The sequence below is a fragment of the Nocardia suismassiliense genome (genome assembly GCF_900269665.1).
GTDB lineage: Bacteria > Actinomycetota > Actinomycetes > Mycobacteriales > Mycobacteriaceae > Nocardia > Nocardia suismassiliense.
On sequence record NZ_LT985363.1, the window covers coordinates 63,064 to 88,663 of the forward strand.

Below are 25,600 nucleotides of genomic sequence, written 5' to 3' on the forward strand. Positions count from 1 at the left end.
GCTGTTAGACAGGCGGGGCGTGGACGTAGATGCTCACTTCCAACAGCTGCCCAGTTGGACAGGAGCACACGATGAACCAGAACACCCAGGTCACGGTTTTACCTGATTGGCACCAATTGCAGGCCGCTTGCTGGAACGCCCTCAGCGAGAACGCACACCCGGTCGCGCGGGCAGCGGCGCAGCTCGCCGAGATCATTCGAGCCGAGCAAGACCCTGCGTCCACCACGACCTCGGCCCTCCTTCGCCGCGAGCTCCTGATCGCCGAGATCAACGCGTGGGTCAATGACCACGTGGCCGGCCTGAACACCCTCGGAGCCACCGTCGATCGGTTCACCCAGCTCGGTGTCGCCGCTCACGCGTACCTGCACGGCGACAACCGCGGAGCCGTCGACCTCAATTTGGAGAAGCTGGCCAACGCCTGGACACAGGTCGTGGCCGAGGTCGAGAAGGCTCGCATGGCCCGCACACCCCACCCTCAACGCCAGACAGTCGCAACGAGCTGAACTTACCTGTCCCCCAACATAATTGAATTACCCCTCGCACAAAAGCGTTGGGCCACACCAGCAGTGTGGCCCAACGCCTGTGTGAATGCCGCCGCCGCCACCTCGCCGAGGTTCGTACCGTCGCAGCAGCCGCCCTCCCATTCCAGAGGTCGGTGTGACCATTCGACCCGACATGGGAGGCACCGCCGTGGCAGCGACATTTCCCCTCGCGCACCTCGACGCGTTGGTCTCGGCCGCGATTGAGTTCGGGCTCATCGATCGCACGCGCGCTGACGCAGCCATCTGGACCCTGCAGTACCGCGGTGACCCCTCCGCGCCCGCACCGGAGTTGGTCCCGGGACCGGTCGCGTCGAATCTGCATCCCATCGCGGTCTGTAAGGCCGCCGAGCACTACCTGCACCAGACCGCATCCGAGTCGACAGTCGGCGCCATTTTCGCGAGGGCCTTAGTTGATCAGGTACGTACCGCCGCGGCCATGTGCCTGCCGCAGCAAGACCGCGTGCTGGAATTGCGCGACGGCCAGTTGGTGCCGGCGTATCACCGCTCGCCGATATTCCGCCGCACCCCATGGGAAATCACCTCGCTGAAAGACCTGCCAACCACACCCGCCACCCCACCGATCGGCTCCAGGCAGCCCGACCTCGCGCCAGCGAACCAGCCATTGACCAACACGGTGCCGAACGGATGGGAAGCCCCTCGCTCCGGCGCGCACCAGCGACCGCCAACGGCGGGCGGGACCGACAAGACGCCACGCCCGGTCACGCTCGCGCCACCGGATCACGACAAACTCGTTCGCTACCTTTCCGCACGCGGATGGTCGGCAAGCGGCAAGACGAGCAACGGAATGCCGCTCTGGACGCACCCCGGCAACCGGCAGGCGATGATCCCTATCCCGCCACGGATCGAGTTCGACGACGACACGGAGTGGCTACTGCGGGCCGTGCACACCCTCGCGACCCTCGAACATCGACGTGTAGTCGCAGAACTGCTCACCGAAATCAGCCAGGAACCCGATGGCCTCAACACCGAGTGCATGGGCACGGTGATCGCGGCCGCCCCACGCCGAGGATCCTGCGAACACATCGGCCCAGCGCATCCGCCAGAAACGCAGCTCGAACTGGAGGGTCCTGGCTCTGAGTCAGGCGTGGACATCTAAGGCGCTCCAGCTCAAACGAATTCCGGTTCGATCGCTGGTGTGCGAGCCTCGAGACTAGCCAGAGTGCATGGTGGCCTCGGTGACCGCGTCCTGCACGAAGCGCCTCTACGAACGCCGACCCGCTGCACCTGACGTTCATGTTCGGGCTCAGCGGAAGTCCGCAGCCGACTACGCCAGCCTCGCGAAGCGGCCCATCGAGGGCTCCGGCCACCACCCAGTGGACCGATATGTTGGCCGGCGGCTACAACACGTCTCTCAACGGCCGTTAGGGAAAGGCTCATCGAGAATTACGTCGGCGGTGAGGCGGAACGCGTTCGCCCCTCGCGGCCATCGCTCGGCCCGCCCAGTCGCGGTTGCGGCGCACCGGATCCGGTGCCATACCGGTCTTCAAGGTGCCAGGATGCGCCGCGATGTGCGCGGACTGGGAGTTCTGGAACGCGCCCCAGTCGTCGATAGTCCATTTCTCTGGGGACTTGTCAGTGACGTCGGCCCAGTAGGTACCGCCGCAGCCCCCTTGGTCGACGTTGCAGGGAAAGCTCATCCGCTCCATCGCTCAATCCTCCTGCGCGTCGATCGGCTCGTCCAGGTCGATGACCTTGGCACGGGTCCAGTAGTTGCGACATTCAATGACAGTGGTGTCGCGCTGGGACGAGGGCAGGCAGACCCTTGTGCTTACCCTCCGAGAAAGAATCGGCCTCGGGGATTCCGGGCCTTGTGGCAGAGCGCCGGGATGACGTGGTCGTTGAGGTAGGACCGGCCGATCAATTCATCGCGCACACTGAACAGAAATTGCCGCCGGAGGCCGGTCTTGCAGTCTTCGTGGGCAGGCTGGGGTGGGGTCGAACGTGCTTCCAGGCGTCGATCAGCTGGCCGACGAGCGGGTCCACCGGTTTGGTGGACACTGGGGGCCTTGTTGGCGGGCACCTGCCTGGCACCGGCCCCACCACTGCGGGGGTTTGGGGAAGGCCGCCGCGAATCCGCGACGGGTTCCCGAGTGGTGGGGCCTACCAGCAACGGCCGTGGCGGCAGCCGCGTGTGGGTCTGCTTAGCCTTGCAACGCGGCGGTGGCGTCGACATGGCCGAGCAGGTGCAACTCGGTGGGCACGGAGGCGTCGGTGGGCTCGTTCTCGCGGTACACCGCCGCCAGATTGATCACCACCCGGTCCGCGTCGCTCCAGTGAGCAGTCTCGCTGCATTCGAAGGTTGCCGCGGCCTGCCAGACCGAGATTCCTTTGCGCTGGCACGCGATTGCGTGGTCCCTGATGTGTTCGAGGTAGCTGCGGAAACGCAGCAGGCCAGCGGAATCGATGACAGGACCGTGGCCAGGCACGATCGCCGCAGGGTCAAGGCTCAACATCTGAGAACACGCGGCGATCCATCGGTCGACGGGACCGGTATGGATGACGGGGTGGGTGTCACTGAATACCAGATCACCCGCGTAGATGATGCGGGCATCAGGGACGTGAGCAAACACGTCGCTGGCGGTGTGCGCAGGGCCGGCGTCGATCAGCTGGACTGTGCGGTGGCCGACCTGCAGTTCGCGCTCACCGACGAATAGCTCGTTGGCGAGCGTGGGCTCGAGCCCGTTGAGATCGAAGGCCTCCCCAATGCCGTTGAGGAACTCACGGACCCCGGCCGGGACCGGCGCCTTGAGGTCGTTGATTAACTGCCACCAACGGTCTTGACGCATCTGCTCGGCTGCGGCTGCCGTGGCGATGATCGGGACGTCGGCCCACAGCTGGTTACCCCACCAATGGTCGATGTCGCCGTGGGTGTTGACCACGGCCCGGATCTGGGTGTCGGGCCGGGTGGCGTGGATCGCCTGCTGGAGTCGCTCAGCCTCCGCGAGGCCGAATTGGGTGTCGATCAGCACCGCCTCGTCGCCGTCGACAACGAGACCGGAGTTACTGCGGCACCACGTGCCGCTGGGGTGGAGGTAGACGTAGTCGCCGGCACCGATCTGGTGCAGGCCATGGATGTAGGGAATCGAGCGCATGGTGGAACTTCCCTGGAGATGTAGTTGTAGCGAGCGCGTGGCGAGGCGGTGCGGAACTACGGTCCTGCGACGACGTGCCAGGTAATCGGTGCTGTGGGCGTGGTGTCCCCCCTCCAGGTCGAGCGCAGCATGGGTAGTCCGAGGTCCGGTGCCAGTGCGTCGTCGGAATACATCTCGCTCTCGGCTCCGTTGCTCGCGTCGATGCGGCTGTAGCCACATCGCAGCACCTCTGCATGAAGGCCGAAGGCGCGCGGATAGATCCGCAGGTCGCTCTCGCGGATAAGGAACAGGAAGTGTGCTTCGTTGTTCGCCTCCCATGCCGCCATGCGTACCCGCGATTCGAGTGCGCGTCGCTCGTCGATCGGTCCTCCGGTCTCGGTGCCAGGGGCGACGATTCGAGCACCGGGGCGTCGGCGCCCGCGGCATTGCCGAAGGAACTCGGTAATGATCGATGTGGCGATCGCTAGTTGGTTCATCGCTGTGGTGTATTCCGATATCAGCGCGACGAGTTCGCCGATAGCGGGGGCGCGGTCACTGGCATCGTGGCAGCGGCTGACGCGCGCGTAGGCCTGGGCGCCGTGCTCCGGAAACACCATGTTGATTGTGTGCGCCCACGCGATGGCGTTCTCTCGGACGCCGAATTGCCATCGGACATCGGTACTGTCGGTGAGCTCGCGTAGCAGCCCTAGCTCGCGTGCACATGGGAGGCACCTGTGGGCAGGGAGTCGGTGTTCGCAGATGCCGCGCTCGCATCGTTCGAGTACGGCGGCCAGGAACGGATCGACGGTTTCGTTCGTGCGGAGTTGGATGGCCGTCATGCCTTCCCCTGTGCTTGTGCCGATGGAGATCGGGGAGCCGCCAAGATTTCGGCTTCGCCCGGCGGGTAGTTGGGGAACCAACTTCGTAGCGTGAAGTAGTGGACAGAATTGTCGGCCGGGTATCGAGCGATGAGCCGGTTGGTAGCGAACGATTCGGCAGGTGGGTTGTTGTTCCACATGAAATCGAATTCGGGCACGCGATTGCATGCCTCCATGATCTCGGCGTGCCGTTCTGGTGAGACTCCGCGAGACCACAGACGCATCATGTAGACCATTCGATGTGCCACTGTGTACCAATCGACGAAGATGGTGCGCGCACGGTAGTCGGTGAGCATCCGTTCGATCATGTTCGCTGGCTGAGGTGAGTCCAAGGGTGCGGGCGCGAACATCGGAAAGTACTTCAGCATTGCCTCGTTCGAGTAGATGATGTCGTACTCAGGCAGCTTGCGGTACAGGGCGGGGAAAGGTAATTCTTCGATGACTTCGATGTCTTCATCGGTGATGCGCGGCGGCCATGTGCCGATCTCGATACGGAATTGGCTTTCCGAAGTCAAGGACATCATCTTGCGAAAAAGCCATTCTTCGCAGTCGAGCGCGATGCATAGTCTTTCGAGATTGTCTTGGAGGGGTCTTCGTTTGCCCTCCTCCCATTTCGAATAGGCGGAGACGGAAACTCCTGCGAGTTTGGCTGCCTGCGCCTGCTTGATCCCTCTCGACGTTCGCAACTCTCGAATCATCGCGCCCAGCACCCTGGATAGCTGTTCAGTAGCTCCTGTGTCGATTGCTCCCCCTGTCACGGCACCCTCTCTGAATCGGGCCGGAGCAGTAACACCAGGTCGAGCCGACGGCCTCCCTGGCGTCAGCTGTTCCAGTCTCGAGAGTTCGTTCATGCGACCCTGCCCCAGCCATTTCTCCTCCCCCTCGACTACGCGGGTCGGAGTCCCAACTTGTCACAGGTGTAGCTGATCATCACTGATCATGTCAACGAACGGCTTTTCACACTTCATGTGTGAATTTCGTGCCATTCCTGGGCGTTCACCGACTTCCGCAGAGAATTCCCTGCGGCCGCTCGCAGTACTGAACAGCGTGAAATACACACGTCCCCACCCGGTTTCGCCTTCGACGGCTACGGCTCCCCCGCCTGCCGCAATATGTCCGAAACCCGCCGAATCCCGACTCTCGCACGTGACTCCAGTGTCGTTTGGTGATGCATGCGTGCGGGCGACGCTTGCATTCCTGGGGCGTTATGCGCGACATTTGATGCCTGAACATTCCGAATGCTATAGACATGAAATTTGGGGGTTGCGTTAGCACCTCTCCACCTACCACGATCAGTAGCTAACAGTTAGCACGCCGATCTTCCCCAGCAGAAGCAGGAAGACTCGAAGGAGCGAAGCTATATTCAGTGCAGGAAGCTCGGCGACGGTGCCGGCTCGGCGTATCACGAAGGGGCTCGCAGTGCAGTGTTGTGGACGCAATCCTTCACAGCGCTGCCGCCCGACTGACGTCCAGCGCCGCCAACGCCGCACGCCGCAGCCGAAGGCCCGCGTGGCCTGGAATCCGAGCGGTGCACCGGGGCCGCGATCATGTCGACAGCGTGTCCAGCAAAGGAGCCGAATGTGAGCACCGTGGCGATCCGCACCGGGCAATGCCCGATCCCCTGGTGTGTCTATTGCGAGCCATCGAACGACCCTGATGACCACCCGCACTGCCATCACGATCTCCCGCTCGAGTTCGAACTGTCGAGTCCCCCACACAGCATCACCATCGAACGCTCGCGCCGGGTGTTCGGCGACGGCAGCTACGAAACCAGCATCGACATCGTCCGCGCCGACCGCAGCGGTTTCGGCGTCACCGCAACCGATGTCGGACAGCTGGCCGAAGTACTGCGACTCCCGAAACTCCACTATGGCCGCGAAACGACCATCGAGCTCAGTGAGAACCGTGGTGCGCCGCTGACGGTCTTCACCGAGGACGCACGAGCTTTCGCCAGGGGCAGAGAGGCTTTCACCGAGGACGGAGGTGTGAACCCCCGAAGCTATTGGATCGACTACTGGATTCATATAGCCCAGCCTGTTTGCGGCGGTGGCCACTACTTCAAGATGACCCCCGTCGAGGCTCGCCTACTCGGCGACCTGTTGTGCAACCTCACCAGCGAGCGTCTCTGATCGCTGAACAGCCCGGCAACTTCGCGCCGGCCCTGCGACATTCGCCTTTTCCGCTGCCCGTCGGCGCTGAACCACGACGTTGGCGCATTTGCGTCACAGATCCAGGACCAACGGTGTCGAGTTGCGTTGGCGGGTAGGCCATTTGCGAAACCATCCCATGATGGGACCTTGTCGTGTGCTCGGACGCAGATCGTGTAAGAGTCTTGGTATGGCCGACATACACGATCTATGCCGGGTTTACCCATTCCCTGCCCAGATCGCTGCTGGCGACGGGGGTACCAACGACGATGCGCGCCTGCGGCGGCTATCGGCGGCCCGCCTGCGGCGGCTGCGCGAAGATCGAGAGTTCTCGATCGAGGCAGTCGCACGGTATTTGGGTTGCACCTCAACCGAATTGCGGGCGATCGAGACCGGCAGCCGCATCATGGAGTTGGGGCAGCTGCGCGCCCTGGCGGACCTGTACGAGATCGACGCGCGAATGCACGTCGAGCAGATCGAAGTCGACATTCAGACACGCCGCCCCGCCGTCAAAGACTAAACCGTCCACCCCTCGCGGCCTTGTGCGGTGAGGCAGAGCGTCTGGCGCGCTCGCCAACCGCACCTGACGGGGCTGGGATCGTATACTCGCCCCGGCGCGTGTTGGATGCGCTCCGGGGACGAAAGATGGTGCTGGACAATGACATTGGCTACTTATCTTCTCGACGGGGAACCCGGGCTTGGGGTAGTGAACGGGGACCGCATCGCGGCAATCGACTTGGTGAGCGACACCGGCGACGCCATCGATTCGGTGGACAGCTACCTGCAGCAGCTGCCGGGCAGCCGTAGCAGCGTGGAGCGGTGGGCAGCGACAATCGAGTCCGCCGACTGGGGTGTCGCGCTGGATTCGGTCCAAGTGCTCTCGCCGGTGCCTCGACCGTCCGCCCTTCTGGACTGCGCCGTCTCCGCGGCACTTACGCCTATCCAGCGATGTCCTTGTTGCGCGATCGCTTCCGTCGATGCTGAGGTCAGCCGCACCGGCGGTTGCCGCGGTGGCGCGAAGGCTGATGCTGGCGAAACAAGTTGGCGCCGTGAGCTACTACAAGGGCAGGATCTCGAGCGTTGTCGGAACCGGCACCGTAGTTCCGTGGCCGCGCTATAGCTCGTACCTGGACATCGAGCCGGACCTCGCCGTCGTGGTCGGCGAGATACCCTTCGGCGCTTCTCGCCGCCTCGCGGCAGAACGTATCGCGGGTTACACCGTGTTCTGTGACATCTCGGCCCGCGATGTGCAGTTGGCGGAGATGTTCGGCTTCGGGCCCACAGCATCCAAGGACATGGACTGCGGCAACGTACTCGGTCCGTGGCTGGTGACACCGGACGAGATCGACGACGTGCGAGGCCTGTCGGTCGAAGTCGCCACCGACCGCGGCCGCGTGTGGCGAGGCAGCACCGCTGAGTATCTTCTCGATCCCATCGACGTCATCGTCGCCTTGGCTACCCGTCAAAGCCTGGCTGCGGGCAGCGTGATTGGCATGGGCACCGTCCCGGGCTGCTGTGGACTCGATCGTGACGAGTGGCTCGACCCTGGCGAGCGGATCATAATCACCGTGGCGGGCCTGGGCGCCCTACATCTCAGCTTCGGTGTTCCGGATGGACCAGTCGAATCAGGGTGGGAGTCGCGTCCGAACATTCCGACGATCGGATGAACTGATCGTCGAACCCCGGCCGATGGGACCTCACCGGCCTTCCCAGCGGCCTGGGTTGATCAACAAGGAGCACCGCGGCTGATCCGCCGGCACGGGCACGGGCACGGAATCGGGCCCGCCCGATCAGTCGCACTGGCACCGAAATCGGTGCGATCAGCACCAATCCCAGCCGATGAAGCATTGTGCGCCGCGAACATGGCCGAGCCCACGCGGGGTCTTCGCCTGGCTCAGGAGCGGTGAGCCCGATCGCGAGATTAACCAGAACAGCGACGGCACCGATCACGAGAAGAAAATGGGGCATCAAGTGGTCCTGTCAGATCTGTCGAGCACGGGCTGTGCTGCCGGAATCATCCAGTCCGGGTGACCGCGATGTGGGTCCGCTGGCCTGACGTGGGTGACGTTGCGGACGTGAGCGGGGCATCGCGGGCCTGGCGTACAGACGGCGGTGCAGCTTGGACGTCGGTCGAGATGTCAGCGCTGCATGCCTTCGATGGGCGAAGCACCCCGATCGGGGCCGGCGTGGTCTCTCGACGGCGGTCATCGCCGCTCGCGTTCGACCTCGACAGCAGGGCGACCGCAGCGGTACGCCCGGGCGGATCGGTCTCCGTCACCTGGGGTCCACTCGATCTCTCCGACGAATGACACCGGCGGAGTGATCAGAGCGGGATGTTCTTCGAACAACCGCTTGACTACCTCGGAGTCCAGGTCGGCGAGGGTGACCGACGCATCGACCTCGATGTCGTAGCGGATGGAACGCATTTGGCTGAACTCGGCCCGGAACTGCTTACGGTCGGGGTGTGCTGCGGTGAACGCATCGCTGCCGCGCCATGCTTCGAAGTCCTGCAAGCGATTCCAGACAGTGATCGACACGAACAGGCAGTGGGGTCGCGCTCCGGTGAGGCGGCGAAGGTAGAACACGCGAACCCCGAAGCTGTTGTCCAGTGTGGTGAAGGTGTCGACGAACGACGTCTGGATCCACGGAGCGAAGTCCGCGGGCCCAGAAATGCAATTCGCCACCGCAACACAGGTTCTGGGCGGCTGGTCGATGAGACTGTGGGTGTTCAACCGGGTCGAAGGCGTGCGAAGAGACATGGTCGTTCCGTTCTCGCTTCACTCACGGCCGCGTCAGAAGCTTTTAGTCGCGGACGACGGGATAGTTCGACAACAAAATTTATGGTGCACTGAATTGACTAGAGACCACCCCGGCCGTTGACATATCTCCGTCCCGGTACCCACCGGGGTGTGGCGGTGGTGGGTGCCGCCACGTCCGATGGGTTACCGGAACTAGCGACCAGCATTCTGCTGGCGACCGGATTTGTCAATGGCGAATCCGGGAATTCACGTTAGTGAAAGACGTACTCGCACAAGCGGTGCGACTTCCGCACTCCATTAACACAAGATGTGCTAGAACATCGTTGGCGAGGACGTTCACCTCCAACTCGGCCAGCTTGCCTCAGCCGTCACACACGAGGTGCATCCGGTATCCCGATTTCACACACCCGGTGCCTCGACAGAGTTGGAGTCACACTTCGTCCGAGTGCGGCTAACACCGAGTGTGTGATGAATTCATGAATTCGCACTAGTTGTGCGACGAAAATCTCTTGACCTCAATACGTGTGCAATTAAATGCTCAATGTGCACGCTGGCCACGCAAAACGATTCGGCTAGAACACGTTCGAAATATTTGCTCATAGGGCGCGGCTCGCTCGGTTCAGGAGGAGAATTCCATGCAGCGACCGACATCATCATGCCCATCCCGCCGCCACCGCAACGTCCGCTGCGGGCCCGCCGTCGGATCGGCCTCCCGATGACCGAGGTCACCGATCTGGACGTGGTGGTGGTTGGTGCCGGGTTCGGGGGCATCGGCCTGGGAGTCGAACTCCTGCGTGTCGGCATCACCCGGTTCCTCATCCTGGAGAAGGCGAGCGAACTGGGCGGGGTCTGGCGAGACAACACCTATCCCGGCTGCGCCTGCGACGTGCCGTCGCATCTGTATTCCTTCAGCTTCGCTCCCTACACCGATTCGACGATCCGCTACCCCGATCGCCGGGACATCCAGGAATACCTGCGTTCCACCGCCATCAAATGTGGTCTGCAACGGCACCTTCGGCTCAACACACCAGTGACCGCGGCCAGCTTCGGCGAGGACGGGCGATGGCTGGTCACCACCAGCACCGGCGACCGCTACACCGCTGGCTCGCTGGTCTGGACAGTAGGCCAACTGCACCGGCCCCATATCCCGGCCCTCGCCGGTCGAGAACTATTCCAAGGCAGAGCCTTTCACTCCGCGCGATGGGACCACACTGTTTCGATCACCGGGCGCAACATCGCGGTGATCGGGACCGGATCCAGTGCCGCGCAAATGGTGCCTCACTTGGCTCGCGACGCAGCGAAAGTGACCGTCTTCCAACGCACCCCGGCGTGGGTACTCCCTAAGCCAGCACGCCGATTCGGCCCTGTCGCACGGTGGGTGCTCGAGCACATCCCGGCGATGCACGCGATTTACCGCAAGGCGATCTATTACGGAGCCGATCTCGTCTTGTCGCCGGTGATGACCGCAGGATGGACCGCGCACCCGGCGCGCTGGGTGGCGCGCGCGCATTTGCGGTTGAGCGTCCCCGACCCCCAGCTACGCGCCCGTCTCACCCCTCGATACCGGATCGGCGAGAAGCGCATCGTGCTGGACAACGACTTCTACCGCGCACTCTGCCGGCCCAACGTCGAACTCGTCACCGAACCCATCACCGAGTTGACCAGCAGCGGCCTTCGCTGCGCGGATAGCCGCCTGCACCCAGCCGATGTGATCGTCTTCGCGACTGGGTTCCGGGCCAGCGAATTCCTCGCCCCGATCGAGGTCAGAGGGCGCGACGGCGTCCTGCTGAGTCAGCAATGGGCCAAGGGCGCGTCCGCGTTCTATGGCCTCGCGGTGCCCGGCTTCCCGTCGATGTGGATGCTGGCCGGACCCAATTCGTTCAGTGCCTCCGGATCGAATCCGACGATCAAAGAGTTCCAGGCGCGCTATGTCGTGCGTGGCATCCAACAGAGCATGCGTCTGGGCGCCGCTATCGAGGTCAGCCCCTCCGCGATGCACTCCTATCAGCAATGGATGGACGACGCTATGGCAGGCACCATCTGGCCGACCGGCGTTGACAGCTGGTACAAGACCGCATCCGGCAAGGTGACCAATCCCTGGCCGGCCACCAACCGTGCCTTTGATCGCATGACAAAACACCACCCTGCCACAGACTTCGAGCCGGTGACCGCAGCAGACACCTCCTGCACCGGCGCGGCCTAGATCCAGCCGACAGGAAGGGCGGACAGGATGAATGATCGGATGGCGCTCGCGCGTGAGCGCCCAGCCGGCCCAGCCACTGCCGAGGACGCATGCACGCCGATCGGGCATATCTTGCGCGACTACCGGCGCGAACTCGGGCTGACTCAGGGCGCGCTGGCACACAAATCGGGGCTTTCGATCTCACTGATATCGAAGATCGAGGTCTGCCTGCGCGCGGTCAATTCCGAGACCATCACCAAAGTCGCCCCCGTCCTCGAGCTCAGTCACATCAACCAACACAGGCTCATGAGGCTGACCGACCCATACCTGCTCCACCTCAGCCAGTCGCCGACGACACCGACACACCGCGAGCTCAGCCTGCTCGACACCACCTCCCACCCGGCGTGCTACCTCACCCCGGGCCTGTACGTCGTGAGCGCCGCCAACACTGCGTTCACCCGCACCTACCCCGGGCTGCAGGTCGGTGACAGCCTCGTCGAATGGCACCTGTTGAGCCCTTGGGCCAAGGCCGTCCTGCCCGATTGGGAAGCAGAGACCCACCGTTGGGTACGGGCCTGCCGTGAAGCCCTCACCGGGTTTACCCCCATCGCGGACATCGAGCGGATCAAGAAACGTTATCGGCACAGTCGCGCGTTCGACAGGATGTGGAACACCCGAGCCCCGGAATCGATTGCGACACGGGAAATCCTGCGCCTGCGCGACCCGGAGTCCGCCTCGCGCGGCGCACGGGAGATGTTCGTACACCTGTCTCTCGATGAAAATCACCTGCTGCTCACACCCTACAAATCTGCACCCGGCCGACCCGACGCTGCAGAGGTCCGCGCCACCTCCGTAGCGGTTCCCGACCCACCTCGATGCAGCTGCGGTTCCGCGCGTCGCGCCACCGCCTCGGGTGAGGGCCTCAGGCGACTAGTCACGAACCGGTAGCTGCAAGGCGACGCTCAGTCCAGACAATCCTCGTCACGCCCTGATGCCAGCCCTGGTTTGAATCTGAGCATACGATTAGCAAATGAATACTGCCTGGTCTTCTGTGGCGCTGCCGACCTGCGTCACCGCGTTGCCGTGCCACCGCCAGGACGTGATGGCGGGTGCGTCTAATGCCTGACTTGACAGAGGACGTTGTCGAATCGGCGAGGTTCACCGACGCCGCTCAGCCGGTTCTCTCCGCCGAAGGTGGCCTGCTGTTGAGGCCGTGGGTGACTGAGGATTCCGAAGATGTTTTCGAGGCGTATAAGGACCGGAGTATTCAGCGTTGGCATGTGCGATCCGCCCGGTCGATCACCGAAGCCCGCCAATGGATCGAAGAGTGGAATATGGCGTGGCGCAAGGCGATTCGCGCCCATTGGGCGGTTGCAGACACCACAGACGGCCGCGTCGTGGGCAGGGTTTCACTGAAGCATATGGATCTGGTCGGTGGCCAGGCCGAGGTTGCATACTGGGCGATGCCAGCTGCGCGAGGTCGCGCCGTCGTCCCACGGGCGGTCGAGGCATTGACTGCCTGGGCCTTCTACGACGCCGGATTTCATCGACTCGAGCTGACGCATTCGGTCCACAACGAACCCTCCTGCAGAGTGGCGGACAAGACCGGATTCCGTTGGGAAGGAACGAAGTACAGCTCTGGACTTCATCTTGATGGCTGGCACGACATGCACCTGCATGCTCGCATCAGTGAGGTCGGATCCGTTCCAGATGGGACCTCATTCAGTCGGCAACATGTCAGCATGACCGACTAGTCGTCGGGAAGTCCGATTGTTTCTTTGGAGTTCCTAGGGCGAACATCCGGGAGCCCTCGACCGGTCAGGTAGTCTCAGGCGGTGGACGACAGCGCTCCCAAGGAGTCTTGCGGCGTTTTCGGGCTCTTTGCCCCCGGTAGTCCGGTATCACACATGGTTTACCTCGGCCTGTTCGCGTTGCAACACCGCGGGCAGGAAGCAGCGGGGATCGCGGTCAGCGACGAGGGCAGGATCTGGGTCGACCGTGACAACGGCCTGGTCTCAGCCATCTTCAACGACAGTCGCTTGCAGACCCTGCACGGCGATCTGGCCATCGGCCACACCCGCTATTCCACCACCGGGTCCGGTGATTGGGAGAACTCGCAGCCGGTTTATCGCGACCTCGGCGGCCATCAGTTCGCCCTCGCCCACAACGGCAACTTGGTCAACACCGCACAGCTCGCCGACACCCTCGGGCTGCCCCCGAGCGCTGCAGGCAGCGACAGCGGTCTGGCCGCGGAGTTGCTGGCGCGCGAGCTGCCCGCCGACGCCACTGGTACGCAATCCGAACTGGTCGAAGCGTTCGTTCGCACCTTGCCGCAGTTGAGCGGTGCCTACTCGTTCGTGCTGCTGAGCCAGGATTTCCTCATCGGAGTCCGTGACCCACACGGCATTCGGCCACTGATTCTGGGCAAACTCGACAACGGCTGGGTCCTGGCGTCGGAGACGCCCGCGTTGGACGTGATCGGCGCAGAAATGGTGCGCGAGATTCAGCCCGGCGAAATGGTGGTGATCGACAAGACCGGAGTCCAGTCGCTGGCACCGTTTCCTGCCGAGCAGATCCGGTCGAAGTTTTGCTCCTTCGAGTACGTCTACTTCGCCCGCCCTGACGGCCGGCTGCGGGGAGAGAACGTACATCGAGTTCGTCAGCGCATGGGCGAGGCGCTGGCCCGGCAGGCCCCTGTCGAGGCTGACGCGGTCGTGCCGGTCCCGGAGTCGAGCGTGCCCGGCGCGCAGGGTTATGCGCATGAGTCCGGCATCCCGTATGTCGACGGTTTCGTGAAAAACCGCTACATCGGGCGAACCTTCATCGCACCGACCCAGGAACTACGGGCCGCCGCTGTCCGAATCAAACTCAATCCCATCCGGGAGAACATCGAGGGCAAGCGCCTGGTGGTGGTGGAGGATTCGATTATCCGGGCAACAACTCTGCGCGAAACCATGCGGATGATGCGGGGCGCCGGGGTCGCCGAAATTCACCTGCGGGTGTTGTCTCCTCCGTATCGGTGGCCGTGTTACTACGGGATGGACACCACCGACCGCTCGAAGCTGGTCGCTGCACACATGACGGTCGACGAGCTGCGCGACTACCTCGGCGCGGACTCGCTGGCCTACCTCGAGCTCGACGCGATGCTCGCCGCCATCCACCCCCAGGATTCGACCGGGCTGTGCACCGCCTGCCTGACCGGCGACTACCCGATCCCTGTCCCCGTCGACCTCACCGAACTGGCCATCACACCCTCGGCGCCATTCATGGTCGACACTCCCCCAGCATCGGTCAGCGGACTACCGAGTTAGCTCCGGGCACTGTTGAATGGGCCAGCGAGACAACAGGGTTCACAAGATCCCTTCTTCGGCGGCCACCGAACACGGCGGGCGCTGCCCTGTCGCGAATACATCGAGAACTAGATCTTCATCGATGTAGCGAGCCAAGCTCCACAATCCGGGCGTCGCCCGAGCGATGTCATGGACTTCATCGCCGGTGAGCGTGTAGTCGGGTACCGGGCGGCGCCAGTGTGCGCACAGCACCGTCGCCGCGGGCTCACAGTGGGAAACGACCTCGAGAAGGACCTGTTCGAGAGTGGCGGCCTCGAGGTAGTAGCAGACCTCGCTGAGCACGATCAGGTCGAACTGCTCCTGCGGCCAGCTCTGTCCCAACGCCCACTGCCGGAACTCCACGGCTCCGGCACCGGGATTGTGCTCGACACGCGTGCGTGCCTCGGCCAGGGCTTTGTCGACGACATCGGTCGCGACGAGGTGGTCGCAGCGGGTGGCGAGCTCGATGGTGAGAGTGCCTATGGCGCAACCTGGTTCGAAGGCGTGCCGATAGCGCGGCTTGGGCAGGGACGCCATCAACAGCGCGCGCCGTCGAGCCTCATACCAGTGGGTGTCGAATCCCCAGGGGTCGAGCTCGTTGGCGTAGATTTCCTCGAAGTAGTTGCTGGGCACCGCTTTTGCGTTCATAGTGACGGATTCCTTTCTACGGCTGGATGGTTGCGTGCGTTCAGCACAGTCCGAACGGTGGTTTGAGCGTGGCCAGCTGAGAGCAGCGGCTATCGTCGGGATCTAGGACCGGGGTGAAGGTGTTCGCCGCGATGGCGCTGTCCCATGGCTTGCCGAGGAGCAGCATCGCGGCCAGGCGCCCGATCTCATCGGACCCCCGTGCCCCGTGGCCGTTGCCGCCCACCGCGACCACCAAACCGTGGTCGAGGTAGCCGATGTAGGGGTAGCGGGTGAGGGTCTTTTCGATGATGCAGCCGGCCTGGGTGATCAACGTGGATCCCAGCCCCGGGACCATGGTGCGCATCGCCGTGGACAGGAATCGGTGCTGACGGCGGGTGATCGTCTGCTGGGTGTACCAGGCGGTCATCTCGTCCACGGTGCTCAGCGGGTCGATGAAGGGCTGCATGCCGGGCCCGATCCGCAGATACCACCGCCGGTCCGGATATTGCACGGGCGGCAGCAGATACAGCGACATGTTGTCATCGCCGATGTCGGCGGGATCCACGACGACCACTGGCGGCAGGCTCGCGAAACGATCTCGTTGGTGCTCGTCGAGGGCGAAGAGCAGGTTCGGTTCGGTGAACGCCCGCATGCCCAACCGGACACCGGCAGGCAGGAGCCCGTTGTGGTTGGTGAACGCCCCGGTGGCCATCAGCACTTTCTCCGCGGCGATCTCCCGGCGGGTGGTGCCATCGAGAATCTGCAGGCGCCACAGTCCCTTCCGGCGGTCCATCGCCACCACCGGTGCGCGCACGCAGCGCCCTCCGGCAGCCGCGGCAAGTCTCAGCTGAGCTGTGACCAGGGCCCGCGGGTTCAGGTAGCCGGCGTGCGCGCGTTCGAGAAGGCCCTCGGTGCCGCCGTCGAGCTCCGGTATCCCGAGTTCGGGGAATTCGGTGCGCAATTGCGATTGCGCCAGCCATGCGACGTCGATGCCCTCTTCCCGACCTCGCTTGACCATCGCCGATGTCCGTGTGTGGAGCGAGCCCGCCATGAGGATCAGCGAGCCGCAGTCGTGGAAGAACCGCAGCCCGGAATCGGCCTCGATGTCGCGGAATCGCTCCAGCGAGCGGCTGTCGAGAGCGGCCCAGACCGGATCCCAGCCGATCCGGCGGCAGATGCGGGCTTGGTCGTAGTGCGCGCCGAACGAATGCTGGCTGAGCGCCTCGTCGGCGCTGGGCTCAGCGGGGCCGATGACCAGGACGTCGGCGCCTTCCCGGCTGAGGTATTTGGCGGCCGCGGCACCGAACATGCCCGCGCCGATGACCGCGATTTCGACGGTGTGCGGCATGGTGCTCCTCGTCGGGATGCTGGAAGGCTCGTGGGGCTGAATAGACTCGGGGGGTTCGGCATTCGCGGCGAGCAGGTTCATCGCGGTGGCGGCCCGGGGCGCAAACCGGAATCGTTCGGTTCGTGTCATTCCTGCGGTGAGGCCGTCCAGGGTTGCGAGCGCGACGAGCGCGACATAGGGCAACGCTCGCCGATAGTCGCTGCGGCACTGCGCAAGGGTGTAGTCCAAGGACACGGTGCTGGTCAGGACGTGGTGGTAGTGGTGGAGCAGTCGCCCTTCCCAGGCGCGGCGGGAAGCGGGATCCAGCGAGGACAGCAGTAGCAGCGCGACGTCGGCGAGCGGGTTGCCCCACATCGCGAACTGCCAGTCGATCAAATACGCCGAGGGCGTGCTGGGTAGCTGGGCCGGGTCGAGGAACACGATGTTGCTGGCCCAGGCGTCCCCGTGGCAGACCGCCTGCAGGGTGGCCTGCGCGTGTGCCCGGTGCGATGTTCGAGCTACATCGATCTGTGACAGCTGTTGTGCCGCAGTCGGTTGCCACGGCGTGACCCATAGCGGGGAGGGGCCGTCGATGTCGTCGAGGCCCATGCGGATCGAGTCCAGCAACGGCGGCGACTGCGCGGTCAACAGCCACTCGTGCGGCTCGCCGGTGGGTGTGGTGGTGGCCGACAGGGAATGCAACAGTGCCAGGGTTCGCACGGCGGCTCGGGCCTGCAGGTCGGTCAACCCTCGCGCCATTGCCGACCCGGTGACGGTTCCGGCCGCGCCGAGGTCTTCCAGCGCCAGGGCACCGTGCCCGTCGGGACGCAGTGCCGACCAGTAACAGCGCGGCGCGATCCCCGTCGGCGCTCCGTTGTGTTCGCGCAGCATCCGGTATAGCGACACCTCCCGGGCCAGCACTCCGGCTTGCAGTGCCCACCGTCCCCATTCGGTGTCACTGTCCGGTGTTGTCTTGTAGATGAGCGAGCTTGCGCCCCAGCGGATTCGGTGTACAGGGCCCATTTGCCCGCCGGTGCGCGACAGCGGCTCGACCTGGATCGGGGCGGCGTCGAGCGGCCATCCCAGGTGCTCGTGCAGCCATGCGGGGTCGATGTCGGATGCGCGCGGGATCGCTGCTTGTGTGTTCATCGCGCGCCCGCCTGGTCCCGGACCGGTCGCGGTGGCAGGTAGTCGTGTGTGCGCAGCCGGTCCAGATACAGCGGGATCAGCTCGAGCAGCGGCGGGCAGCTCACCCCAGGCCGGTGCGTGGTGGTGTTGGTGACGTCGAGCCGGCTGGTGCGGAAGTAGGGGTCGGACCCGGTCAGTAGTGGGATCAGCGGGTAGAGGGGGTTGTCGTCGGCGAAACGCAGGCCAGCGAGCAGGACTTCCCAGTCGTGCAGCGCGATCACCTCGAGGCGGTAGCCATCTGCGCGCAGCACGTCGATGAACTCGTCGTAGCGCAAGGGTGCAGGGTGGGTGAGGTGGAAGGTGGTGCCGGGCTCGGTCGCGTGCGAGAGGTCCACGATCGCGGCCGCGACATAGTCGACCGGGGCGATGTCGATGGTGGCGTCCATTTCCGGGCAGACTCCGAGGGTGATGATGCCGCGCAGGAATCGGGTGATGAAGTCATTGGGTTGGCCGCAGCCTCGAGCGTGGGCGCCCATGATGGCGCCGGGGCGGTAGATGTTGGTGGGCAGCCCGTGGCTTCGGGCTTGTTCGACGAGTTTTTCTGCTACCCATTTGGTTTCGGCGTAGCCGCCGCCGAACAGGCTCTCGCCATGGACCAGCGGTCGGTCTTCGTAGAGGACCGCGTTGCGCAGGTAGCCATAGGCGTCGAACACCGCGTCGGAGGAGATGTGGTGCAGCTGCGAGAGCGGCCCGTCGGCGGCCAGCCGGATCAGCTCGCGGGTGCCGTTGACGTTGGCGGGCTTGAGTTTTTCGTAGGACAGCAGTGAATTCACTTGTGCCCCACAGTGATATATGGCGTCGCTCTCTTCGGCCAACTGCGCCCAGCGGTTCGGTGTGAGCCCCAGGCGCGGACGTGCCAGGTCGGCGGGCACGCCGATGATCCGCGAGGCCCATGTGTCCTGGTAGAGCTGCGCGGCGGTGAGCGCGGTGATGACTCGCTGCTGGGCGTGCCCTGCGTCGTCCGCACGCACCAGACAGTGGACGCGCGCGCTGGTGGTGCCCAGCAACTCTGCGGTGAGATGGGTGCCCAGGAATCCGGCCGCCCCGGTGATCACGATGTTGTCGGCGGGCCGCGCGCGGCGCACTGCGGCGGCGGGGGTGATGATCGGTTCCAGGCGTGCGTCTTCGAGCAACCGGGCAGGCCGGTTCGACGTCGGCACGAGGGGCGGTGTCGAGGTGGGTGCGGCCGGCAAGGGGAAGAAGCCGCCGCGGCGCATCTGGCGCAGACAGGTTTTCGCGGTCTCAAGCAGGTGCGCGACATCGTCTGGGGTGTGACTGGCAGATAGGAAGCAGACCCGTGTTTCCAGGACGTAGATGCCGTGGGCGGCCAGGGTGTGGAAGAACACTTCCAACGCCAGGGTCGAGCGGTGCAACCGGTAGTCGCCGTCGGCGCCGATGAATCGGAACACCGAGGCGAAGGACACGATGCGCAGCGGGAAGCCCTCGGCCTGGCAGAACCGGTTGAATTGCTCGGCCAGCCCGTTGACCTGGTCGCTGACCCGTTGTTGCAGCTGCGGGCCTTCGATGGACAGGCGGGCCAGCACCGCTGATGCCGCGGCCATGGTCATCGGGTTCTTGTTGAAGGTGCCGCCGAAGAAGGTCGTCGGTACGCGCGGTTGGGAGGAGTCCCCGAAGCGCCAGTCGCCGCCGTCGACGGTGTCGAGGAACCGCGCGCGCCCGGCCACCGCGCCGACGGGCATGCCGCCGCCGAGGATCTTGCCGTAGACGGCCAAGTCGGCCTCGACCCCGGACCAGCCCTGCGCGCCGCGCGGCCCGGCACGGAAGCCGGTGACGACTTCGTCGAAGATCAACGCGGTGCCCGAGTCGCGGGTCAGCGCGCGCAACTGGTGCAAGAACTCGACCGGCTGCAGATCCGGGCGGCGACTTTGGACCGGTTCGACCAGCACCGCGGCCAGCTGCGGCCCCAGATCGGCGATCACCTGCAGGGCTTCGGGGGTGCCGTAGTCGAGCACGATCACCTCCGACAGCGCTGCGCTGCTCAGCCCGCGGGCGATCGGCAACGATTTCTCGGTTCCGGCCGGCAGCGCCAAGGTGGCATCCGACCAGCCGTGATAGGAGCCCGAGAACATCACGAACCGGGTCCGGCCGGTGGCGGCGCGGGCGAATCGCAGGGCGGCGGTGACCGCCTCGGTGCCGGAATTGCAGAACACCGCACGCTCGGCGCCGGTCAGCTCGCACAGTTGAGCTGCGACCGGTCCGGCATTGGCGGCCAACGGTCCGATGTGCACGCCCTGGTCGAGTTGCGCGCGCAGTGCTTCGATCACGAAATCGGGTTGGTAGCCGAAGAAGTGGACGCCATAGCCCATCGAGATGTCGAGGTATTCGTTGCCGTCGATGTCCCAGAAGCGGGGCCCGAACGAGCGTTCCACCGCGATCGGGTAGGCCATCTCCTTCAGCGGCATCTGAAACGGTGTCATCCGGCAATTGGCCATGACCGATCGCTCCTGCACGGCACGCGCCTTCGACGCGGGTGTGCGGGCCACATAGCTGTCGGCGAGCTCGGCCACGAATCGCTGCTGGCGGTCGGTGAGCGGTTGAGCCGGTGCCGGCGCGCCAGTCGGGCTGGCGGGCCCGCGGACAGCCTTCGATGGTGGCGGTGGCTGTGTCGGCGCGGTGGGAGCGGGCGGTATGTGGGGCCGATGATGCGCGGCGATGAGGGCCGCGATGGCCTCGACGGTGTCGGCGTCATCGATCAGCTGTTGGAAGGGCACCTCGATCTGGTAGTGGTCGCGGATGTGGTGGGCCAGCCGGGTGAAAATCAGCGAATCCGCCCCTGCCCCGTCGAGGCTGGTGTCCGGTGCGAGATCACCGACGGCGAAGCCGAGCATCTCAGCGACACGCGCCCGTAGTTCGGTCACGAGGTCGGTCGATGGTGTATCCGATTGCGCGACAGCGTGTTCGGTGGCCGAGGTGGTATCGGTGTGCGTGCCGATCCAGAGCCGTTGGCGTTTGAAGGGGTAGCCGGGCAGACTCGTGCGCCGCGGCGGCTCGGGAGACAGGCGAGTCCAGTCGATCGCCGTCCCCGCGCACCACAGTCGGGCCAGGCCGACCATGTCGCGGCGCTCGTACATCACCGTCGTGACGGTGTCCTGCACGGCTGCCGCGGCTGTGGCGTCCCCGCGGAGAACGCTCGCGGCGGTGGCGGCGTTGCGCAGGACCGCGCTGAGGCGTTCGCGCAGTACCGACACCTCGGTGGTGACGACGGCCAGGCGGTGATCGTGGTGCTGGCGACCGCTCTGCAAGGTCCAAGCGAGCTCGGCCGCGGAGGTTTCTTCGGCGAGCGCACCGTGCAGCGCCGTGAGGGTGGCGCGCAGGTCGGTCTCGTCGCGGGCTGAGATCGGGAACACGAAAGGTCCGGCCGGCGGCGAGGATTCGAAGGCCGGGGCGGCTTCGACGATGAGGTGGGCGTTGGTTCCGCTGAGCCCGATCGAGCTCACCCCGGCTACGCGAGGGCGGGCGGGCGGCCAGGGCGTGCTCGCGGCGGGAACCGACACCGGCAGGCGGGTCCAGTCGATGTGATCGTTGAGCGGCCTGGCGTGGGGTTGGGCGGGGATGGTGTCGTGTTGCAGCGCGAGCACGGTCTTGATCAGCCCGGCCAACCCGGCGGCTTCCTCGAGGTGGCCGATGTTGGCTTTCACCGACCCGATCAGCACCGGGTCGCGCCGTCGGGCGAACACCTGGCCGAGGGCGTTGACCTCGATAGGATCACCGAGAGCTGTTCCGGTGCCGTGCGTTTCGACATAGCTCACCTGCTCGGCATCGACACCGGCATCGGCGAGGGCGCGGGTGATCACCGCCTGCTGAGCGGCGCCGTTGGGTACGGTCAGCCCGGAGCTGGGGCCGTCGTGGTTGACCGCGCTGCCGCGGATCACCGCGTGGATCGGGTCGCCGTCGATGCGGGCGTGGTCGAGTCGTTTGAGCACGATCACCGCCGCACCTTCACCGCGGCCGAACCCGTCGGCCTCGGCGGAGAACACTTTCGACACTCCGTCGGGCGCGAGCGCGCCCAGCTTGCACAGCTGCACGGTCTCGATCGGATCCAGCAACAGTTTTCCGCTGCCGACGATCGCCACACGGCATTCGCCACGGCGCAGGGCGGCCACCGCGGTGTGGATCGCGACCAGCGCCGAGGAGCACCCGGTGGCGATCACCATGCTCGGGCCGTGGCAGCCGAGCTTGTAGGAGATCCGGCCTGCGGTCAGGCTCAGCGTGGTGCCGGTGGCCAGATACGGTTCTCGGTCCAGCTCGCTCTCGGCTTGGCGCAGATAGTCGTTGGCGAATTCATCGCAACCCAGAAACACTGCGGTGTCGCTGCCGCGCAGCGAGGTCGGGTCGATGCCGGCGTGCTCGACGGCGTTCCACGCCAGCTCCAGCAGCAGCCGGTGCCGGGGATCCATGCTCGCGGCCTCACGCGGTGAGATGCCGAAGAACCCGGCATCGAAACAGTCCAGGTCGGTGATCGTCGCGGCGCGGCGCACATGCATCTTGCCCGGCACCGCAGGGTCGGGATCGAAGAGCGCGTTCAGATCCCAACGGCTGGACGGGATCTCGGCCACCATGTCCCGGCCCTGACTGATCAGCTCCCAGAACTGCTGCGGCGATTCCGCACCAGGGAATTTGCAGGCGAGGCCGATGATCGCGGCCGCGGACTGCTGCGGCGGCTGCGCACCAGCGCTACTCGACGGGGCGGTTGCCTCGGTCGCCGCGGCGGCGATGTCGGAGGCGAAATGGTGCGTGGCGAAGTGGTCGACGAGCGCTTCCAGGCAGGGGTGGTCGAAGGCCACCGTGGCGGGCAATCCGACGCCGAGGCGGGTTTGCAGGGCGGTGCGCAGATCCAGAGCAGCCAGCGAGTCCAGGCCCATCTCGGCGAAACCTCGGCGTGGATCCATCGTGTGCGGGTCGGCGTCGAGCAGTGTGGCGGCGATCTCGGCGACCGTGGACGCCAGCAGCGACTTCGCCTGTGCGGGTGGCGCTTTCCTCACTCTGAGCGCGAACGAATCGGCCGGGGTGGTGCGGGAGGTGGGCGCAGGAGTCACGAGGGCCTCGATGATGGGCAGCGGATGGGAACGGGCGCCCGACAACTGGGGCCAGGTCATGTCGGCAACGACGGCGTGGGGTTGGCCGGTGTGCACCAGGGCGGCCATCGCCGCCAACGCGCTCTGCGGCGCGAGAGGCGTTTCCCCCTCGCCGTGCAGGGTGGCGCGGTGGACGGGCGAGAGCGCCGCGCTCATCCCGGGCCCGGCCCAGCTGCCCCAGCTCACGCTCAATGCGGGCAGGCCTTGGCGGTGGCGGTGGCGTGCCAGGGCGTCGAGGAAGCCGTTGGCCGCGGCGTAGGCGCCCTGTCCGCGGTAGCCGATCACCGAGGCCAGCGAAGAGAACATCACGAAGAAGTCCAGTCCGGCATCGGCGGTCAGCGTGTGCAGCAGCCACGCCCCCGCCGCTTTCGGCTCGACAACCCTGGCGAATCGGGTCCGGTTGTGGCGCAACAGGATTGCGTCGTCGACGCCTCCGGCGCAGTGCACCACGCCACGCAACCGGGAGCCGCAGGCCTCGACGATCGCGCGCAGCTGGGTTTCGTCGGTGACGTCGGCGGTGGCGACTTCGACCGGCACCCCGGTCGCTGCCAGTGCCTTCCACAGCGATTCGTCGGCGGGAATTCCGTAGCGGCTGACCAATATCAGCCGTGCAGGGCGCTGCCGGGCCAGCCAGCAGGCCACCTGCAAGCCCAGTCCGCCGGTGCCTCCGGTGATGACATAGATTCCGTCCTCGCGCACCGGCATCGCCGCCCTCGGTGCGGGGTGCTCGGCGCTCGGGACCAGGCGGGAGCAGAACAGCGCACCGCCGCAGACCATGAAGTGTTCACCGCGGCCGCCGGTGTGCAGGGCGGTGATCGCGGCGTCCAGATCGCTGCCCTGACACGGCGTCGGGATAGTCAGCGCCGACCACCCCAGGTCGGGGTGCTCGGCGGCCAGCGTGCGGGCCACCGCGGCCACCGCCTCACCCCGCAGATCGTTCTCGCCCGAGACCAGGCACACCCCCGCCACCGCGTGAGCACCGGTGGTCGCGAAGGCCAGCACCTCACCCAGGTGATCCAGCAGCGCCACCAATCCGGCCGCCGCGTCGGCCGGATCCAGCGGCGAGACCACCACTACCAGCCGCCAGGGCAGTGCGATGGAAGGTAGACGGCGCAGCCGCTCGGCCAGCGCGCCGGGCGCGGCCGGGGAGGTCGGCACGAAGACACCCCCGGTTCCGTCCCTGTCGAGTCGTTCGATGATGGCGGTACTCAGCTCGTTGTCATCGCCGATGACCACGTACCCGCACGCGGAGTCATGCTCGGTGCCGTGCAAGGCAGGTTCCCAAACCAGATCCAGAACCTGCGGCATCGGCGGCGGCACCTGATCCGCGGCCGTTGCGAAGGCCGCTGGGTCCACTGGCGGCCGGGACGGGTTGACCTCGAGCCAATGGCGGCGGCGCTGGAACGCATAGGTCGGCACCGGCACGCGCCCGCGGGCGAAGGGCGCGCCGATTCCGTTCCAGTCCAACCGAATTCCCGCCAGGTACAACGAACGCGCCCCGGCCAAGGCCGCATGCGAGTCGCGCGGGGTCATGCTGGGCACCCATACCGCGCCGGAATCCGGCAGGCATCGCTGTCCGAGTCCGGTCAAGGTCGGTTTGGGGCCGAGCTCGACGAAGGCGTCGAGGTTCTGGCAGGCCAGCATGGCCATGGTGTGGGTGAATTGGACCGGCTCGAGAAGGTGACGGACCCAATAGTCGGCACTGGCCAGATCGGCCGGCCCGGCGAGTTCACCGGACAGATTCGCCACCAGCGGGATGCGCGGGGCGGCGTAGGTGATCGATTCGGCGACCGCCCGGAAGGCATCGAGTACCGGTTTCATCAGCGGGGAATGGAATGCCCGGGTGACCGGCAGCATGACCGCGTCGATGCCGCGCTCACGCAGCTCAGCGAGCAGGGCCTCGACCGCGCTCGTTTCCCCGGAGATCACGGTGGCGTCGGGTGCGTTCACCGCGGCGATCGCCACCGTCTGGCCGTAGCCGCTCAACGCGGCCGTGACCGTGTCGACGTCAGTCGCGATATAGGCCATGGTCGCGGTCGGTGCCAGTTCCTCGACAAGCTGTGCGCGCCGGATCACCAGCGCCAGTGCGTCTTCGGCGCTGAAGATGCCTGCCAGGTGCGCAGCCAGGTACTCGCCGAGGCTGTGGCCGGCCATGACGTCAGCGCGTACGCCCCAGGACTGCCACAACGCGTGTAGCGCGTAGCCCACGGCGAATAGTGCGGGTTGGGCGAGCACGGGGTCATCGATCGTGGTGGCGGGTTGGCGCCCGTAGAGCAGCGCCGACAGCGATCGGCCCAGCAGGGGCGCGGCGATCGCGTCGCAGCGGTCGAAGGCCTCGCGGTATACCGGCTCGGATTCATACAATTCGCGGCCCATCTGCGGATACTGCGATCCGTAACCGGTGCACAGGAACGCGACGCGACGCCTGTGCTG

General features: G+C 65.5%; 16 protein-coding genes. 9 read left to right on the forward strand and 7 right to left on the reverse strand.

Going from position 1 to position 25,600, the window contains the following annotated elements:
- Positions 1 to 71 precede the first annotated feature (71 nt).
- Complete coding sequence (locus DBO33_RS41730; protein WP_107661176.1) at positions 72 to 503, forward strand: hypothetical protein; 432 nt, start codon at positions 72 to 74, stop codon at positions 501 to 503.
- Between the two features lie 187 nt (positions 504 to 690).
- The gene (locus tag DBO33_RS41735; RefSeq protein WP_159080816.1) at positions 691 to 1,659 is read left to right on the forward strand and encodes a hypothetical protein; all 969 of its coding nucleotides are present in this window, start codon (positions 691 to 693) and stop codon (positions 1,657 to 1,659) included.
- A 1,045-nt stretch (positions 1,660 to 2,704) separates the two neighbouring features.
- Here the strand turns inward: DBO33_RS41735 and DBO33_RS41745 are convergent.
- The 3 genes from DBO33_RS41745 to DBO33_RS41750 all read right to left on the reverse strand — a co-directional run bounded on the left by DBO33_RS41745 (position 2,705) and on the right by DBO33_RS41750 (position 5,270).
- On the reverse strand, positions 2,705 to 3,655 hold the full coding sequence (locus DBO33_RS41745) for an MBL fold metallo-hydrolase (RefSeq protein ID WP_159080817.1): 951 nt from the start codon (positions 3,653 to 3,655) through the stop codon (positions 2,705 to 2,707).
- 56 nt (positions 3,656 to 3,711) lie between these two features.
- Positions 3,712 to 4,251 (reverse strand): hypothetical protein, encoded by a 540-nt coding sequence (locus tag DBO33_RS43400; protein WP_159080818.1) that lies wholly within the window; start codon positions 4,249 to 4,251, stop codon positions 3,712 to 3,714.
- Positions 4,252 to 4,469: 218 nt separating this feature from the next.
- The gene (locus DBO33_RS41750; RefSeq protein WP_159080819.1) at positions 4,470 to 5,270 is read right to left on the reverse strand and encodes a helix-turn-helix domain-containing protein; all 801 of its coding nucleotides are present in this window, start codon (positions 5,268 to 5,270) and stop codon (positions 4,470 to 4,472) included.
- A gap of 822 nt (positions 5,271 to 6,092) precedes the next feature.
- On the opposite strand from DBO33_RS41750, the gene DBO33_RS41755 reads away from it, so the two are divergent.
- The 3 genes from DBO33_RS41755 to DBO33_RS41765 all read left to right on the forward strand — a co-directional run bounded on the left by DBO33_RS41755 (position 6,093) and on the right by DBO33_RS41765 (position 8,326).
- Complete coding sequence (locus DBO33_RS41755; protein ID WP_107661180.1) at positions 6,093 to 6,641, forward strand: hypothetical protein; 549 nt, start codon at positions 6,093 to 6,095, stop codon at positions 6,639 to 6,641.
- A 208-nt stretch (positions 6,642 to 6,849) separates the two neighbouring features.
- Positions 6,850 to 7,179, forward strand: coding sequence for a helix-turn-helix domain-containing protein (locus DBO33_RS41760; protein ID WP_159080820.1), 330 nt, complete (start codon positions 6,850 to 6,852; stop codon positions 7,177 to 7,179).
- A 490-nt stretch (positions 7,180 to 7,669) separates the two neighbouring features.
- Complete coding sequence (locus DBO33_RS41765) at positions 7,670 to 8,326, forward strand: fumarylacetoacetate hydrolase family protein (RefSeq protein ID WP_159080821.1); 657 nt, start codon at positions 7,670 to 7,672, stop codon at positions 8,324 to 8,326.
- A gap of 537 nt (positions 8,327 to 8,863) precedes the next feature.
- On the opposite strand, the gene DBO33_RS41770 is transcribed toward DBO33_RS41765, so the two are convergent.
- On the reverse strand, positions 8,864 to 9,418 hold the full coding sequence (locus tag DBO33_RS41770; protein WP_159080822.1) for an antibiotic biosynthesis monooxygenase family protein: 555 nt from the start codon (positions 9,416 to 9,418) through the stop codon (positions 8,864 to 8,866).
- Positions 9,419 to 10,133: 715 nt separating this feature from the next.
- Here DBO33_RS41770 and DBO33_RS41775 point away from each other — a divergent pair.
- The 4 genes from DBO33_RS41775 to purF all read left to right on the forward strand — a co-directional run bounded on the left by DBO33_RS41775 (position 10,134) and on the right by purF (position 14,911).
- Positions 10,134 to 11,621, forward strand: coding sequence for a flavin-containing monooxygenase (locus tag DBO33_RS41775; RefSeq protein ID WP_159080823.1), 1,488 nt, complete (start codon positions 10,134 to 10,136; stop codon positions 11,619 to 11,621).
- Between the two features lie 39 nt (positions 11,622 to 11,660).
- Entirely contained in the window at positions 11,661 to 12,548 is an 888-nt protein-coding gene (locus tag DBO33_RS41780) for a helix-turn-helix domain-containing protein (RefSeq protein WP_159080824.1), read from the forward strand.
- A gap of 179 nt (positions 12,549 to 12,727) precedes the next feature.
- Positions 12,728 to 13,354, forward strand: a complete 627-nt coding sequence (locus DBO33_RS41785) for a GNAT family N-acetyltransferase (RefSeq protein WP_234391487.1) — start codon at positions 12,728 to 12,730, stop codon at positions 13,352 to 13,354.
- An 81-nt stretch (positions 13,355 to 13,435) separates the two neighbouring features.
- Positions 13,436 to 14,911 (forward strand): amidophosphoribosyltransferase, encoded by a 1,476-nt coding sequence (purF, locus tag DBO33_RS41790; protein WP_107661187.1) that lies wholly within the window; start codon positions 13,436 to 13,438, stop codon positions 14,909 to 14,911.
- 39 nt (positions 14,912 to 14,950) lie between these two features.
- Here the strand turns inward: purF and DBO33_RS41795 are convergent, their stop codons facing one another.
- The 3 genes from DBO33_RS41795 to DBO33_RS41805 are packed head-to-tail and all read right to left on the reverse strand — an operon-like array spanning position 14,951 to position 25,576.
- The gene (locus tag DBO33_RS41795) at positions 14,951 to 15,577 is read right to left on the reverse strand and encodes a class I SAM-dependent DNA methyltransferase (protein WP_107661188.1); all 627 of its coding nucleotides are present in this window, start codon (positions 15,575 to 15,577) and stop codon (positions 14,951 to 14,953) included.
- 40 nt (positions 15,578 to 15,617) lie between these two features.
- Entirely contained in the window at positions 15,618 to 18,032 is a 2,415-nt protein-coding gene (locus tag DBO33_RS41800; RefSeq protein ID WP_107661189.1) for an FAD-dependent oxidoreductase, read from the reverse strand.
- A complete protein-coding gene (locus DBO33_RS41805) occupies positions 18,029 to 25,576 on the reverse strand; it encodes a type I polyketide synthase (protein ID WP_267897927.1) in 7,548 nt (2,515 codons plus the stop codon). Before DBO33_RS41805 ends, DBO33_RS41800 begins: the two co-directional genes overlap by 4 nt.
- Positions 25,577 to 25,600 lie beyond the last annotated feature (24 nt).